Origin of the sequence: Lysinibacillus sp. FSL W7-1291 (assembly GCF_038593415.1) — a bacterium.
Classification (GTDB): Bacteria; Bacillota; Bacilli; order Bacillales_A; family Planococcaceae; genus Lysinibacillus; species Lysinibacillus fusiformis_D.
On sequence record NZ_CP151994.1, the window covers coordinates 1,918,936 to 1,934,446 of the forward strand.

Here is a 15,511-nt window from a genome sequence, read left to right on the forward strand (position 1 = left end):
AAGAAGGAACAGATATGACCAATTTTATGTATATTTTTTGTTTAATTGTCTGGGGACTTAATTTTATTGCAGTAAAGATTCAAGGAACCCCAGTCAGTCTAGAATTATCTTTAACCTATCGTTTAGTTATAACTGCTTTTTTATTTGGCCTACTTGCTTGGTTGATGAAACCACAGGGTAAGCCACAGCAGCATGATTTTCCATTTATTATCGTCTTTGGTATTTGTAATTTTGCCTTCAGTTATTTAGCTCTATACTATGCGACGATGTTGAGCTCCGCTGCGATTGTCACTTTAATTTTTTCATTAAAAGTAATTTTAACGCCCATAGCTCTACGATTATTTCTTAAAGAACCATTACATCGTCGCGTTTTAATCGGTGGTACTTTAGGGGTAATCGGTGTTGGGGTATTAATCTATCCCACTTTACATAGTTTTTCAGGTTTGGCTGATTTAAAAGGGGTCCTAATTGCTTTACTCGGTACTGTCCTAACAGCAATCGGGGATGCAAGCTCTGCAAGAAATGCAAAGCGCCAGATTGACCCCATTTATGCCAATGCCATTGGTTTTACAGTCGGCAGTGTAGTCATGTGTGGTATTGTCTGGATACAAGGACAAAAAATCGTCTTGCCTACATCCATTACCTATTTATCAGCCCTACTGTATTTAACGATCATCGCATCATTTCTTGCCTGGCTATTTTATTTAAAGCTAGTAGAAAAAATTGGCGGGGCGAAGAGTGGCTACATGGTTGCGTTGTTCCCTGTGATTGGCGGGATTGCTTCTGTTGTCATAGGGGAATCTACGCTTAACCTGTATTTAATCATAGGCTGCCTCTCTAGCTGTATAGGAGCTGCAATTGCCTTAGGCTTTCAATTTAAGCCTTTTTTACGAGGAACGAAAACCTCCTCCCCTTCATAAAATAGAGAAGAACGCTTGAAAAGGGTGAGGACAAAATGTCATTCGTTCAATCGAGTACAATGGCAAGTAGCAGAGAAAAAGAAGAGGATCATTGGGACATTGACCGTTGGGAAAATGATGGTGGCAGAAGTTTGCAGACGTAAGGGGGGACGAAAATTTGTCTCCCTTATAAAATGTTGAAACCTTTTTTCGTGTTGCTCGTATGATTAAGTAGACAAGTTTTAATAGCAGATTTGAAAAAAGGGAGAAATATTTTTTGAACCATTGAACAAAACGATTATTATTCATTATTTATTTGATTGTTATTGCGGATGCATATTACACAACATTGTATATTGAACAAAAAACACCACCGCAATATCAAACCATCAAAGCATCAGCCATTACAGTTAACATGGTACGGTAGCAAGCCTCACAAAAAGAAGCGGACAACCCGTCGCTTGAAGCCTATGTCCTTCAAGCCATTGCTTCAGAGAGTGACCTATGGCATGGTGACACAGGTAAGGAATTTAGAACATCGTACAAAAATGCACGTCTTTTTACGATACCAACAGCTACGTTGCTGACACCCTGTACATTTACAGGGTGTTTTTGATAAGGAGAATGAATGAAATGAGCATGGTAACCTACATAGGATTAAATTTCCAGGCTGCAATAAATGACGACGATACGGAAGATGAAGTTGAAATAACAGATTTGTTCCTTAGTAGCGAAGAGCGTCAAATGCTTCAGCATCAACATTTTACAACGCCATACCTATATGAGCTTGAAGCAAAAGGGAGTCCCATTTGGCAAATGCATAACGACAATAAAGTGCATTCGCCACATAACTACGAAAAATCCAAAAGCACATTACTTCTTGTTTGTAACTTCCTGAAAAAACTTCTGCCAAAAGGTGATTATTGCGAAATCTACATTTGCTGGAAGGGGGAAGAAGGGGAGGATAGCGAAAAGAAATTCGAGCTCCTGTTAGACCAACTCTCAATCGACCAGCTCGAAATGAATGAAAAATACTTGATTACAATAAAAAATCAATTCTAATAAAGATTGAAGCGAAAAGCCTCACCCTTTATTAGAATTGTTTATTGGAAGTCGATCGGAATAAAATCGTCCCCGAAGAATGCTAGGATATTGCAAAGATACTCAAAGACATTCGTGAAACTCGTTTCTCAGATGGCTTGTCTTGTCTACATTGTGTTAGTATATCGGTATAGTTAGTTGCAAAAAGTTTATTTGTTTCGTATTATGAAACAATCTCACATTTCAAGGTGTTTCGATTTACTGTGATATATTCCCCAGTTGATTTATTCATTACTTGTGACACTTTCTTGGTATGCGTTATCTCGCACCAATCATTTTGTACATCCACCAATATTTTTATTTCCACACCACTTTCTCCATATTTTAAACCACTATAAGATAATTTCGTCATGATCATCATTCCTTTCTTAATCTTTAATATATTGTCAAATATGATATTTCAATCTACCTGTTTCTATTATACTGCACATTTATTGATTTATAAAAAAGCAACAATCTTTACGAAACCAGCCTAAAATAAAACGAGTATAGATATTATTAAACTGCCAGGGCAGTTTGGTTTAATAATCGTACAATTGTTAGAATTTGGTATAATTATTTTGGAGGTGAACGTTTCATATATGATAGTATTTGTGTTCATTAGTATTTATTTAATGCCGATTTTAGCAATTATATTTTGTCTAAACCTTGTAGAAATAATAAAGAAAGTAAAAAAAGAACAACCAACTACTGCTAACACAGTTTGGTTAACAATCTCTTTTGCATTAATTATATGGAGCATTGCTGTTACATCTTTTGGTGAATAATAGAAACGCTTTAGCCAAAGCAATCAACAGCTCTCCCTTAAAAATAAAATTTAACAACCAGCCACGATTCTGCTAAAAGAATTGTGCCTTTTCTTTGGGGGAAGGGACAGATTGCTAAACGGATAGTAGTTTAAGGCGAGGGGAAAATAAATTTCAGTTAATCGTTCAAGTTGCATACAAATATAAAGTGTGATGAATATTAGTAACTCATTAGCTATAATTATTCCAGAAAAAAGCGCTATTTGTGAGTTGAAAAAAATCCCAATTTCTCAATTTGAACACTAGGAAATTGGGATTTTATTTGATATAACAGTCAGATTTGCTTTTAAATCGCTTTGTTGTATGCAATAGTCAAGCAATTTTAAGCATCGTTTATAAATAGGAGCGTTTAGCTGGCCATGAACCTTGTAGTTTACGAAGTTGTACAATTTGTCCTGTATGATAAGCATCGTGCAAAAGGATATTTAGATATTGTTGCCAAACTGGAAGAGAAGGACTAGGTTGATCCAATTCTGCTTCTTGAAGGGATGCTAATGAAGATTGTAAGGCATCATGTACGTGAAGTGTTCGCTTCACAGTTTCTTGCCAAGCATCCTCATCATTCGCTCCACCTTGGACAAACGTTTCATCATTATTTTGTGGAGCAACAAATGAGTGATCTTTATGTAAGCGAGAAAGTAAGCGCTCTTTAAAGGCTAGTAGATGGTTAGTATTTTCCCAAATCGTATTAGCGGCCTTTCCTTCTGGTTGCCAACATGCTTGTGCAGCAGTGAGATTCTTTAATGCTTCTGATAGTGGTGGATACCATTCTTCTTCGAAAAAAACTTGATTGACTCCATTTTGCAAGAGTTCCTTTTTACTCATTGAGATAGCCCCCTCTTTTGTAACCTTCTAAACAGTACTTACTATTAATTTATCAAATTTTCCGAAAAGAGTATATAGGAGTGAAAATATACTAACAGGGACGTTAACCTTAGGCTCAGTGCAGGTTAGAAGAACAAGAAAGGCTATTGAATGACGTTCTGTTTTGTATCGGAATCTGATGGATTTGCTTAAGTATTTATTTATAATATAAGGGAAAAATACTTACAAAATTTACATTAGAGGTGGCGATAATTCTTGAGAAGGTTAGTCATACTAGTCATGGTGATTTTTGGATTATTTTTCCCGATACAATTGCTATTAGTAAAGGCGAGTATTCAACCAAAATTGGAAAAAGTAGATGTTTCATTTATTCAAGTAAATCGTTTAAACGGGGAAACTCGTTTGTTTAAGGAAAATGATGGATATGAGGAAGTGATTATCGATAAGATTGTTAACTGGATAAATACATCAAGCCCTTCCGAAGAAGCAAATGAGTTAGAGTTAAATCAAACTTCCATCATCTCGATAATGAAAATAAAACTAAAAAACGAAGACGTTGCAGTTATTGAACCAGCTTATAATTGTGTATCCCAAAACCAAGTAAAAACATGTACGATTGCAGATGGTGAGGTTATCTATACAAGTAATAATAAAAAGCTTCGATTGAAATCAGTAGAACTTTATGATTGGCTCTTAGTTGGCTGGAAATATGAAAGTGTTGGAGCACCAAAAGATGAGTTGCTTGAAGAAACTTTATATAGCAAATATTTTTCCTATCTCGATGAAACTTACGCAGATTTTATCATGTGTCCAAAAATCGATAAAGTTGAAACAATAGATGGCAATACAAGGAGACATATTGTTCAGGCAAGTGCGTTAAATTATAGTGCACATCATGGTGATGTTCCCTTTGATAGAATCCATATAATGTTGACTGATACGCCAGAAAATGGAGTGAAAATAAATAAAGTGACAATACAAAAGGGGATTATTGAAAAAGAAAGCGCTATACAATGTAGGCGAGCGAGCTAAAGGATGACAGTGTGAATGGATGGAACAATTGATAAAGGAAATAATGTCTCAGAGTAGCCAATATAAAGTTCAAATTATTAAACGTAAGGATTGTCTCTATACTATAGAAGTATTTATGTGGCAAGAAGAGTATGAATATGAGTATTGGCGTCCAATAAAAAAAGATTTGACTTTGGTTGAAACGGAGGAAGGTGCAATAGCATTAGCCATTGAACATTTAAGCGTGTACTCTGGAGAACAATGCTTTTATTAATGTGCCCAATTTTGGATTGATGTTTTAAAATGCACTTGCTTCGGCAGGTGTTTTTTTCATTATCAATGCTCAAAAATAACATGTTTAATAATACAAAAATGGTTAAATATTGTATAATGAAGTTAGGATATTTTGATATTAGTAGCTTGTAGAAAAGAGAAAGTGGTTGAGAAAATGAAGAACAAAAAAGGCATAGTTATTGCTAGTATTATATTATTATACTGTGTGATTTCAGTTATCTATACGCTTTTACTGGATGGAAAAATCAATTGGTCTCTATTATTTTTAGCAATATGTATGATTTATATTATAGAAGTTGCTATATCTAATAATAAATTACTTAAAAAGAAATTGACTAAGTAGGGCCAATACCAAAAGCTTAACAGGTTAAATCAGTTTTTACAGTTAAGTTACATCTGTTGGTAGGGCATCCACTCACATTCCAACGGTTTTATTATTCTCCATGTGCATTTAATACCTCACATTATCAGGTGAATAAGAAGGTGGGTATGCTATTGTTTAAAGAAGTTTCAAAGCTACAATTGGTACTATCTTTTTTGATGGCTTTTATTGGCTTCTCACAAGCATTTAACAACTGGGGAGAAAAGAGAATGTTATCTTTATTCTTTTTGATTGCTAGTATGTTTGTTTTAATTGTTGCGAGTTTAGCTCTGATTTTTTATAGAAAACGGCAAATCATTAAAGAGTAATGATGGGCTTCAAAAAGAAAAAGATTGAAGCTTTTTAGCTCCAATCTTTTTTCTTGTGCAATCATACCGTATTTTCTAGCCGAGGCTCAAAATAGGGGACATGATCTAAAACATTGATATATCAACTTGCATTTATTTTATTTGACGTTTGGATAAATCATCGTTGCTGGGTCGACATATTCATCGAATTGCTCTTCTGTTAGTAAACCACTTGCGATAGCTGCTGCTTTTAAAGTAGTGCCTTCTTTGTGCGCTTTTTTCGCGATTTTTGCTGCGTTTTCATAACCAATGTATGGATTTAATGCCGTTACAAGCATTAATGAATTTTGTAAATTATGATCTAGTACTTCTGTGTTAGGCTCAATGCCTACAGCACAATGGTCGTTAAATGATTTCATTGTATCGGCTAATAGGCGAGTCGATTGTAAGAAGTTGTAAATAATAACGGGTTTAAAGACGTTTAGTTCAAAGTTCCCTTGAGAAGCGGCGAAGGCAATTGTCGCGTCATTGCCGACTACTTGTGTGACAACCATTGTCATAGCCTCACTTTGGGTAGGGTTTACTTTACCTGGCATAATCGATGAGCCTGGCTCGTTTTCAGGGATTGTGATTTCGCCAATACCAGAACGAGGGCCACTCGCAAGCCAGCGAACGTCATTAGCAATTTTCATTAAATCAGCTGCTAATGCTTTTAATGCACCATGAGCAACAACAGCTTCATCATGGCTTGTTAAGGCATGGAATTTATTCGCAGCCGATGTGAACTGTTTGCTTGTTAGTTCACTAATCTCTGCTGCTACACGATCACCAAATTCAGGATGAGCGTTGATACCAGTACCAACAGCTGTGCCACCAATCGCAAGCTCCTTCATATAGTCAATATTTTGGAGTATCATATGCTCGGATTTTGCTAGCATGGCTGCCCAGCCGCTAATTTCCTGACCCAATGTAAGAGGTGTCGCGTCCTGTAAATGCGTACGACCAATTTTAATAATGTCTTTAAATTGAGCTGCTTTGTCTTCTAACGTTGATTTTAATAGACGAAGTCGTGGTAATAAGTAATCTTCCACTTTTAACACAGCTGCAATATGCAATGCTGTTGGGAATGTATCATTTGAGCTTTGTGATTTATTGACATCATCATTTGGATGAACAATATCAGCTTCGCCAGCGTCCTTTAATAATTGGTTCGCACGGTGTGCAATGACCTCATTCACGTTCATGTTGGATTGTGTACCGCTACCTGTTTGCCAAACAACAAGTGGGAATTGATCGTCCCATTGACCATTTAAAATTTCATCTGTCGCTTGTACGATGGCATTCGTTTTAATATCAGAAAGTTTGCCTAGTTTGTTGTTCGCAATCGCAGCACTTTTCTTTAAAATAGCCATGGCTTGGACAAGCTCAATCGGCATTTGCTCTGTACCAATTTGGAAATTCTCTTTACTGCGCTGTGTTTGCGCACCCCAAATTTTATCAGCAGGTACTTTAATTTCACCCATTGTGTCTTTTTCAATACGATAATCCATGTTCAAACAGCTCCTTTATTATGTAAAACTCTCCTAATATACAGATAAAAACGGATACTCTTAGTCTGATGTAAGAATATCCGTTTGATACATGCTTATTCAAAAAAGAGGGGGATTCTGAATTAAGCAATTTGGAGAAAAGAAATAATCTACTGATAATGATAATTGTTATCAATTAAAAAGTCAACGGTTTTTCTTGAAGAAATTAATGATGAGAATAATTCGCAATCGTTATCTTTGGTTTTCCCGAATTTCTAAGAAATAAACGGCGCTGTGAGGCGTTATCTCTTTTTCTTTCCGATTTCTTTCAACGGTTGTTTTTTAGGGATTTTTTCAAATAAAACCTTTACCTGAAAATTATGGTCATCCATTTGAAGTACCTCTATCACCTTGGCTTTACGCCCTTTAATTCGAATATCCTCTTCCACTGTAGGCAGTTTAACGAGCAATTGGCTTAAAACAGACGTCTTGTTTTCATAAAAATGAGTCACAAACATCGCTCTTCTCCTTCTAACATTTGATGTTACTCAATTTATGAGTGGGGCATAGTAGATAGAACTTTTGGTGAAGTGGTTGATTAGATTGGAGCTTCTTTAAGCGTTCATCAATTGAAGAGACTCGCTCACCGAGATTTCCAAATTGCTCATCATGTGAGAGAACCATGCTTCATAAAGCATTCCCCATAAGTAATCTCCCAAAATGTCTGCGCAATAAAATCATTGAAATGAGCCAATTGCTAGGAAAACCAATGATTGTTGCGGAGAAAGCGTGGTTCATTCTGAAATACTTCACCAACAAAAGGTTTTATTTTATTTGAAAATCAAAAATATGACATAATTCTACGTATGAGAATTGCAACTTTCGACATATCCTTTATTTATTTCTCGGGAAATATCTCATAGGATTATGAGGGAATAGTAAGGATTTCGTAAGCTATTTCAGACAATGATTTGATTAGGGATTCAGATGGGTTCTTTTAGAGAAATATAATGTGTTTATGATTTGATTGACTATTCTTATTTTTCTTTTGACTCGTGAGATAGGTGTATTATGTTTCAGCTAGGGCGATGTTCGTTATAATAAGAGAAAGGAGGAAACGAGATGTATTTAAAATCATGTAAGGTATTACAGGACACGATTCCGAATAAACAAATGTATCCTTTTAATATCCCAAGCTTGCAGGATTTATATGAGCTGGAGTTTCCGACAAATGTAACGTTCTTTGTTGGAGAAAATGGGTCGGGGAAATCAACATTACTTGAAGCAATTGCAGATCGCTGCGATTTTAATACAGCGGGTGGTGGTCGCCAGAATTTATATGACGTACATAAGGCAGAGTCTTCACTGGGTGAATATATCCGCTTGTCGTGGATGCCGAAAATCTCGAATGGCTTTTTTCTACGATCAGAAACATTTTATCAATTTGCCAGTCATATTGATTTGTTAGAAGATCCAAGGAAATATAACGCTTTTGGTGGGAAGTCGTTGCACCACCAATCTCATGGTGAATCTTTTCTTGCATTATTTATGAATCGTTTTAATGGCAAAGCTATCTATTTATTGGATGAGCCTGAGGCAGCATTGTCTCCAACGAGGCAGCTAAGCCTGCTGAAAATTATCAAGGATCTAGAGCATGAAGCCCAATTTATTATTGCCACACACTCGCCCATTTTACTGGGCTATCCCAATGCTACAATATATAGTTTTGATGAAGGAGAGATTGAATCGATTCGCTATGAGGATACCATTCATTACATCGTCACTAAACGTTTTTTAGATGCACCGCAATCCATTTTACGTGAGTTATTTGATGAGGAGAGGGAATTATGAATCAACGAAAAGGCTTAGTCATGCGAGAAATTCGATTAGACGAAATGGCACAGTCCATTGATTTACTGAATTATGTATTTCAGATGTCTATGTCCATTCACAAGGATCGCCGTTTTGTAAATGCCAAGAGCAGGCAGTTTAATGAAGGGCATGCCATTGGTTGGTTTGATGGCAAACAGCTTGTATCCCAAATTTTAAGTCTACCTTTTGAGGTTAATGTACATGGCAAAATTTATGAAATGGGCGGCATCACAGCAGTTGGCACATACCCTGAGTATTCTGGGCATGGCTTAATGGAGAGCTTGATTATTGAAAGCCTGCAAAGTATGCGAAATGAAGGACAATGCATTTCCTATTTATTTCCATATTCTATCCCTTATTATCGCAAAAAGGGATGGGAAATTATGAGCGATATTGTAGAGTTTCAGGTGAAGGATACACAGCTTCCGCATTATGCGGGACTCAATGGGAAAATTCGTCGTGTTGATCCCAAACATGAGGATGTTGTAGATATTTACGCACGTTACGCACAGAAAACGCACGGAGTAATGGTGCGCAATAGCATTGCGTGGAATGAAAAATTTCAGGAGGATTTCTGGGAGGAGAAATTCATTGATAGTGATGTCCAACTACAGGCAGCGGTCTATTATGATGAAGACGATATAGCGCAGGGCTATATGTTCTACCGTATAATGGAGGAAAATTATTATATTGATGAAATCGTTTATTTACAGGAAGAGGCTCGTAAAGGCTTATGGAACTTTGTCTCGGCACATAGCTCGATGGTTTATAATGTTTACGGGAAAACAACGGGAAATGAAGCTGTGGCCTTCTTATTAGAGGATAGCGAGATTATTCAAAAGGTCTCTCCTTATTTCATGGCGAGAATTGTCGATGTCAAAGAGTTTTTACTACGCTATCCCTTTGTCAGTCAGGATTTCGAGCTTCAGCTTGCTGTCAGTGATCGCGTTGTGGCGTGGAATAATGGTACATTCATCATCAAAATGAAAGATGGAAACCTGTCTGTGCAAAAGGTAAGTGAGACGTTAAACGATAATGCTGTTCATTTAACTGTGCAAACATTGGCTACGATGCTGTTAGGCTATAAACGCCCAAATTATTTAGAAAAAATTGAACGGCTACAGGGTCGTGCTGAGGAAATTGCGTTGCTTGAAGCTGTCCTGCCAGTGGGTATCCCAACATTTATTGATTATTTTTAAGCCTTTTAGTGCGCGAGGGGGAGAGCCATAACGTTGACAGTTATGGCTGCCATGCCTCTTTTAGCCGTTCGACACCTAGTTTGATTTCTTCCATTGTTAACTTACTAAATCCTAATTGTAGCAATGGGTCCTCACTTGTTTGATTAATAAAAAACGGGCTTGTTGGATAAACCTTCACACCATAAGTCTCGGCTCGCTGGATGAGCTGTTGTTCTGAAAGGGGAGACTTGACCTTCACTACTATATAAAGCCCCGATTGCTCGCCCAATACAGCTATTTGTGGACCAAATTGTCGTTGCAGCTCCTGAACAAGGTGCTGCATTTTTTGTTTATACGTCAAGCGCATTCGTTTAATATGACGTGTCCATTCCCCTTGTGCCATGAATTGGGCCATTGTCCGTTGATGAAGGGACGAGGCATTTTGTTCAAAATGAGCAAAGCGTTCTTTAAATGGCTGTACTAGCGTATTGGGTAAGACCATATAGCTTAATCGTACACCAGGTAAAAACGATTTTGAGAAGGTGCCGAGATAGATTACCTTTGAAGGGTCGATCGAGGCAAGGGCAGGAAATGGTTGTTGTGTATAGCGAAATTCGCCATCATAATCATCCTCAAGAATATAGCCATTGACTTGCTGCGCCCATTGAATTAAGGTTTGTCGCTGCTGAATGGTCATGGACACACCGTATGGGAAATGATGTGAAGGGGTGACATACAATAAGCGTGATTGACAATGTTTAAGTATATCAAGTTGTGCCCCTGTCTCCATTACTGGCAATGTCTCTATGACAAAACGATGTAACTGAAAGGCCTCACGCGCCCCATTATAGCCAGGGTCTTCTAAAAGAACACTTGGAAAATGATCTTTTAATAAAAAGCCCACATACAGTAGCATTTGCTGTGTGCTACTGCCGATCATGATATTTTCGCTCGTTGTCGATACGCCTCTTGCTTGTAGTAAATACGGGACAAGCTGCTCCTTGAGCAAGGGATCTCCAAATAGCTCTCCATATTGATAGCATGATGGTTCCTGTAGCACTTGATTGGCTAATTGACGCCATGTTTTCATAGGAAAATATGTCTGGTCAACAGCCCCAGCACGAAAATCTACAAGCAATGATGTTGTGTTGCTGGTTGGCTGTGATAGAACTGGCTGTTCCTGTTCCTGCAAGAAAACTGGCTCTAATGCATTGACGAAATAGCCTTTGCGTCCTTCTCCACGTATATATCCCTCAGCTACAAGCTGTTCGTAAGCAGTTAACGTTGTATTACGGCTAACCTGTAACGTTTCTGCTAATTTTCGAATGGAGGGCAGAGAATCGTTTGTTTGAAGTGTTCCTTGTGTAATGAGTATTTTCATTTGCTGATACACTTGTTTATATTTAGCCTCTTTTTCTGTTAATAGAAAGATAAAGTCATCCATATGATACCACCTTGACATGTTGAAATATTTGAAATTGTTTCTTTTGGAATGTCAGATTATTTACTACCATCATATAAGAAGGACAATGAAAAAGAAATGGGGAATCGAAACATGAAAATTTGTACAGTGTCACAGGCGACCATTGAGGATGTTGTGCCTTTATTTAATGCCTATCGGGAATTTTATGGGCAATTGTCTGATATACAGAAAGCGGAGCAATTTATACGTGATCGAATAGAACGGGCAGAGTCCATTATTTTTCTTGCGTATCAGGAGGATGAGGCAGTAGGGTTCGCTCAATTATTTCCTCTCTTTTCATCCGTAGCCATGAAAAAAGCGTTTATCTTAAACGATTTATTTGTCGCCAAACAAGCCAGACAACAAGGGGTGGCACAGGCTTTAATGGAACAATGCTACGTCTACTGTAAGCAGGAAAATGCTCGTTACATGATGCTTGAAACTGCAACGGATAACATCAATGCACAGAAGCTCTATGAAAAGATGGGCATGACGATTGATAACAATGTCTATTATTATAGTATTTATTGGTAATTAAGCTGTATGGTTGCTTAAGCGTGGAGCTCGATTGGTTGGTGATGGGATTGCTCATAAAAGGACGAAAGTGCTAGACCTCGCCATGTCTAATTAGACATAGCGGGGCCTTGTGTTAGGCATGACTCATCCAGCCTGCGAAAAGACCAGAGGAGAAAAAGCGGGTAATGTTTTTGAATCCAGCTTCACTTAATAATTGTTGGATTTCTTGATCGGAAATGAAAGAGATATTCATGATGACTTTACCCATATTTTCTACTTTCTCTTTTGTGTAGCCAGCGTCTAAAAAGCCACTTTGCCAGATTTTGATACGATCTTGTAGTTCGTCACTTTCTCGGTCTCCATAGGCACAAGCAAGGACGAATGGTTTTCCGGGCTTTAATTGATCGTGAATGTTTTGTAGTAGATGTAGTTTTTCCTGACGATCTACAATGAAATGAAGGACGAGGATACAGCTGGCCGCATCGAATTTTGGCGTGGTTTGTGGCAAGCTCTCAATAGTTCCTTGTAGCAGTCGAACTCGGCTTTCTAATTCGAGTTGTACGGCCTTGTGTTGAGCGATTTGGAGCATTTCCTCAGCTGGGTCAATGCCTGTGAATGTCCACAGAGGGTTCGTTGGTCCCCATGCGGAAAGTTCATTGCCACCGCCAGCCCCCACAACTAGCAGGGATGCCTCTTGTTCACCTAAATGAGAACGGAAATAGGCTTGAGCCACGGCAAATAATGTGTCATAGGCAGGCACCGAAATACGAGTACTTTGCTCATATGTACGTGCCTTTTCTAATAAATGTGTTGATAGTTTATCCATCGATATAGCCTCCATTGCTTTATTATATATATTACAGACCCTTATTATCTGTAATTGAGTATAAATGAAAATGATTGAAAGGACAAAGAAATCGCTTTTTATAAAAGAGATTGGCGAAGCCTTTTGGTTTTCAAATGAGCAATTTCATGCAGGGCATCGTGTTTGGCTGAGCTATGTTGTGGGGACACTTTCCGTTCATGTGACCTTGTTAGCCGTGCTTATGACGGCATTTGCGGGCTATGTCATATGATAGATGAATGAACGGATGACAGGAGGCTTCATAGTATCGCGATTTTGGTAGCAGCAGGTTTTTCTATGTTTCCAATGCTATCATGATGACATTTTGACTTATTTGCATTTCTTGGCGGACGCTTGCATAATAGGGCAGAGAAGATTTTTTCGTGAAGGGACGTGCAAGCATGACAGAATGGCCTAAGGGAGTAGCAAAACCAGCAATTCGTGCATTACAGGCAGCGGGTTATACAGAATTGAAGCAGCTGGAAAAAGTGGACCTTACGACACTAGCTCATTTACATGGGATGGGACCAAAAGCGTTAGCGGCGATTGAAGCGGCTCTAAAGGAAGGTAGTGAGCCTCGTGAATAAGCTAACATTGTTTTTACTAGCTATGGTTGTCTACTATATTATCGTTGTATTCCTTATTAGCAAGCTGTTTATTATTCCAATCATGAAAGTGATGGCCTTGATCTTTTTTATAGGGGCAGGCTATATTTTTTCTCGTAAAATGCGTAGAAAATTACAGTAGGAGGCAATATGAAAATTGTAAATCTAACATTCTTTTATGGAGCGGTTATTATCTTAGCGATTACGCTGTCATTAGCAGGTGTTCGACTATCCATCTCACTCGGGATATTTGCGTTATTCGCAATAGGGGTAATTTATCGTCATATACATATTTTATATCGCACCAACAATATGGAGCAGGTGGATAAATGGGTGAAAAAACATAGAAAAGAACCCATCTTTGCTGCACTTTATGCCAATGCTTATGAGACGAAGGAAGAACAGATTCGTGCAGTTGATGCTATCATCGACTATTACAAGCAACCTGCCGTAAAGTATAATTATCAATTTATTAAAGCAATCATGGAAGAGAATTTGGGTGACGCGAAAGTAGCGGCAACAAAAATTGGCAAAGAACCTTTAGCTAGCTATGCACATTGTTATATCGCTGCACTCGAAGGCAGAACAGCTGACATGACAAGTGATAAGCTAACACAGCCGTGGATGCAACCCGCAATCGAAGCAGTCTATGCCTATACAGTAAAGGATCAAGCAAAGTTTCGCCAATTTGCAGATGCGAGCATCGAACACGCTCGTGGCATACAGAAATATGGTCTTATACATAATTTCAAGCAACTAGAAGAAGATTTGGTCATTCAATAATAGTTGGGCTACTTGGTAACCAGTACATACGGTATCAAGTAGCCTGTTTTCGTGTAGCTTACAATAAATGAAAAAATGATTTTATGAGGTGACAATGATTGTCTAAAATTGATCATATGATGCAGATTCTATGGATGCTACATTCAGGCAGGAAAATTACCGCGAAAGAAATAGCTGAAAAATTAGAGATGAATATAAGGACAGTATACCGATATATTGACGCACTTTCTGCCAGTGGTGTACCGATTATAGCAGAAGCAGGTCATAACGGAGGGTATACCCTGTTGAATAATTTTATTAAAAGTCCTCTTCTATTTGAGATTGATGAGAAAGCGGCATTACTTCATGCTGCTATTTTTGCAAAAGAAGCTGGTTATTTTTTAGATGAGGCATTAAATAGTGCAACATCAAAGCTAACAAAATTTTCAAATCAAGAGCAAGATAAAATGATTAAGCAACATTTAGAAGGATTCGAAATTGTAAGTCCTAATGCTCAATCATCTATGGAGCCGATATTGAAAAAAATAGAGGAAAGTATAGTAAACGAAACATCTGTTGAAATGGAGTACCGTACAAATAATGAAGAACAACCTAAACATAGGTTGATTAACCCGTATGGCTTAGTTTATTGGAATAATAACTGGTATGTCATTGCCTATTGTCATTTAAGGAAGGAGATCCGTAATTTTAAAGTAAGCCGCATTATCAATATGAACCAAACAGCCATTACCTTCCAGCGACCACAACCTTTCTCGGCAAGTGATTTTTTTATGAAAAGCATTCTACCACAAGTAGAAGATAAACGGGAGCTTACGCCTTTTATCATTTGTGGTAAGACGGATGCGGTAGATGACATAAGTCAGCATTGGTTTTTAAGGCATCACCTCAAAGAACGGTCCTCAAAGAAAGCGATATTTCTAGTAGGGGAAGAAGCGTTACATAGATATGTTCCCTATTTGCTATTACCATATGGAAAATCAATACAAATAGTAGAACCAATAAGCTTAAAGCAAAAAATGATTGACGTACTTTATGAGCTAATTAATTTTTATCAAGTTGAAAACTTTACTGACGGAGAATGTCAGTGAAGTTTTTTTATAATAAGCGTAATTCATTT

The 15,511-nt window shown here is 37.7% G+C and carries 20 protein-coding genes and 1 pseudogene; 14 read left to right on the forward strand and 7 right to left on the reverse strand.

Going from position 1 to position 15,511, the window contains the following annotated elements:
- The first annotated feature begins 14 nt into the window (after positions 1–14).
- From NST76_RS09190 to NST76_RS09200, 3 genes and pseudogenes are all read left to right on the forward strand, one after another.
- Positions 15–920 carry a DMT family transporter gene (locus NST76_RS09190; RefSeq protein WP_089932398.1) on the forward strand — a complete coding sequence of 302 codons (906 nt, stop codon included), beginning with the start codon at positions 15–17 and terminating at the stop codon, positions 918–920.
- 612 nt (positions 921–1,532) lie between these two features.
- Positions 1,533–1,961 carry a hypothetical protein gene (locus NST76_RS09195; RefSeq protein ID WP_089932396.1) on the forward strand — a complete coding sequence of 143 codons (429 nt, stop codon included), beginning with the start codon at positions 1,533–1,535 and terminating at the stop codon, positions 1,959–1,961.
- Between the two features lie 65 nt (positions 1,962–2,026).
- Positions 2,027–2,131: pseudogene (locus NST76_RS09200) on the forward strand (IS1595 family transposase); the annotation flags it as partial.
- A 32-nt stretch (positions 2,132–2,163) separates the two neighbouring features.
- Here the strand turns inward: NST76_RS09200 and NST76_RS09205 are convergent.
- The 3 genes from NST76_RS09205 to NST76_RS09215 form a co-directional block, all read right to left on the reverse strand.
- Positions 2,164–2,352, reverse strand: a complete 189-nt coding sequence (locus NST76_RS09205) for a hypothetical protein (RefSeq protein WP_089932394.1) — start codon at positions 2,350–2,352, stop codon at positions 2,164–2,166.
- Positions 2,353–2,607: 255 nt separating this feature from the next.
- Positions 2,608–2,790: a hypothetical protein gene (locus NST76_RS09210; protein WP_089932392.1), complete on the reverse strand. Its 183-nt coding sequence runs from the start codon at positions 2,788–2,790 to the stop codon at positions 2,608–2,610.
- Positions 2,791–3,139: 349 nt separating this feature from the next.
- Entirely contained in the window at positions 3,140–3,631 is a 492-nt protein-coding gene (locus NST76_RS09215; protein WP_058844965.1) for a DinB family protein, read from the reverse strand.
- Between the two features lie 255 nt (positions 3,632–3,886).
- Between NST76_RS09215 and NST76_RS09220 the strand changes: the two genes are divergently transcribed.
- The 3 genes from NST76_RS09220 (at position 3,887) to NST76_RS09230 (ending at position 5,626) form a co-directional block, all read left to right on the forward strand.
- Positions 3,887–4,663: a hypothetical protein gene (locus NST76_RS09220; protein WP_342545052.1), complete on the forward strand. Its 777-nt coding sequence runs from the start codon at positions 3,887–3,889 to the stop codon at positions 4,661–4,663.
- Positions 4,664–4,682: 19 nt separating this feature from the next.
- Complete coding sequence (locus NST76_RS09225) at positions 4,683–4,916, forward strand: hypothetical protein (protein ID WP_036127602.1); 234 nt, start codon at positions 4,683–4,685, stop codon at positions 4,914–4,916.
- A gap of 515 nt (positions 4,917–5,431) precedes the next feature.
- Positions 5,432–5,626 (forward strand): hypothetical protein, encoded by a 195-nt coding sequence (locus NST76_RS09230; RefSeq protein ID WP_036127597.1) that lies wholly within the window; start codon positions 5,432–5,434, stop codon positions 5,624–5,626.
- A 137-nt stretch (positions 5,627–5,763) separates the two neighbouring features.
- On the opposite strand, the gene fumC is transcribed toward NST76_RS09230, so the two are convergent.
- Positions 5,764–7,155 (reverse strand): class II fumarate hydratase, encoded by a 1,392-nt coding sequence (gene fumC / locus NST76_RS09235; RefSeq protein WP_089932387.1) that lies wholly within the window; start codon positions 7,153–7,155, stop codon positions 5,764–5,766.
- A 281-nt stretch (positions 7,156–7,436) separates the two neighbouring features.
- Positions 7,437–7,652 (reverse strand): hypothetical protein, encoded by a 216-nt coding sequence (locus NST76_RS09240; protein ID WP_089932385.1) that lies wholly within the window; start codon positions 7,650–7,652, stop codon positions 7,437–7,439.
- Between the two features lie 604 nt (positions 7,653–8,256).
- On the opposite strand from NST76_RS09240, the gene NST76_RS09245 reads away from it, so the two are divergent.
- The gene (locus NST76_RS09245) at positions 8,257–8,985 is read left to right on the forward strand and encodes an AAA family ATPase (RefSeq protein ID WP_036127582.1); all 729 of its coding nucleotides are present in this window, start codon (positions 8,257–8,259) and stop codon (positions 8,983–8,985) included.
- Positions 8,982–10,205: a GNAT family N-acetyltransferase gene (locus NST76_RS09250; RefSeq protein ID WP_036127579.1), complete on the forward strand. Its 1,224-nt coding sequence runs from the start codon at positions 8,982–8,984 to the stop codon at positions 10,203–10,205. The genes NST76_RS09245 and NST76_RS09250 overlap by 4 nt, the downstream gene beginning before the upstream one ends.
- Positions 10,206–10,245: 40 nt before the next feature.
- Here NST76_RS09250 and NST76_RS09255 read toward each other — a convergent pair whose 3' ends face one another.
- Positions 10,246–11,628 carry a PLP-dependent aminotransferase family protein gene (locus tag NST76_RS09255; RefSeq protein ID WP_058844970.1) on the reverse strand — a complete coding sequence of 461 codons (1,383 nt, stop codon included), beginning with the start codon at positions 11,626–11,628 and terminating at the stop codon, positions 10,246–10,248.
- A 111-nt stretch (positions 11,629–11,739) separates the two neighbouring features.
- On the opposite strand from NST76_RS09255, the gene NST76_RS09260 reads away from it, so the two are divergent.
- The gene (locus NST76_RS09260; protein ID WP_342545054.1) at positions 11,740–12,180 is read left to right on the forward strand and encodes a GNAT family N-acetyltransferase; all 441 of its coding nucleotides are present in this window, start codon (positions 11,740–11,742) and stop codon (positions 12,178–12,180) included.
- Positions 12,181–12,295: 115 nt separating this feature from the next.
- Here NST76_RS09260 and NST76_RS09265 read toward each other — a convergent pair whose 3' ends face one another.
- The gene (locus NST76_RS09265) at positions 12,296–12,988 is read right to left on the reverse strand and encodes a class I SAM-dependent methyltransferase (protein ID WP_271913074.1); all 693 of its coding nucleotides are present in this window, start codon (positions 12,986–12,988) and stop codon (positions 12,296–12,298) included.
- 70 nt (positions 12,989–13,058) lie between these two features.
- On the opposite strand from NST76_RS09265, the gene NST76_RS09270 reads away from it, so the two are divergent.
- The 5 genes from NST76_RS09270 (at position 13,059) to NST76_RS09290 (ending at position 15,482) form a co-directional block, all read left to right on the forward strand.
- On the forward strand, positions 13,059–13,238 hold the full coding sequence (locus NST76_RS09270) for a hypothetical protein (RefSeq protein ID WP_271913075.1): 180 nt from the start codon (positions 13,059–13,061) through the stop codon (positions 13,236–13,238).
- A gap of 169 nt (positions 13,239–13,407) precedes the next feature.
- Positions 13,408–13,593, forward strand: coding sequence for a hypothetical protein (locus tag NST76_RS09275; RefSeq protein WP_036127572.1), 186 nt, complete (start codon positions 13,408–13,410; stop codon positions 13,591–13,593).
- On the forward strand, positions 13,586–13,753 hold the full coding sequence (locus NST76_RS09280; protein WP_170829807.1) for a hypothetical protein: 168 nt from the start codon (positions 13,586–13,588) through the stop codon (positions 13,751–13,753). Before NST76_RS09275 ends, NST76_RS09280 begins: the two co-directional genes overlap by 8 nt.
- Positions 13,754–13,761: 8 nt before the next feature.
- Entirely contained in the window at positions 13,762–14,394 is a 633-nt protein-coding gene (locus NST76_RS09285; RefSeq protein ID WP_058844974.1) for a hypothetical protein, read from the forward strand.
- Between the two features lie 98 nt (positions 14,395–14,492).
- Positions 14,493–15,482: a YafY family protein gene (locus tag NST76_RS09290; protein WP_342545056.1), complete on the forward strand. Its 990-nt coding sequence runs from the start codon at positions 14,493–14,495 to the stop codon at positions 15,480–15,482.
- The last annotated feature ends 29 nt before the right edge of the window (positions 15,483–15,511 follow it).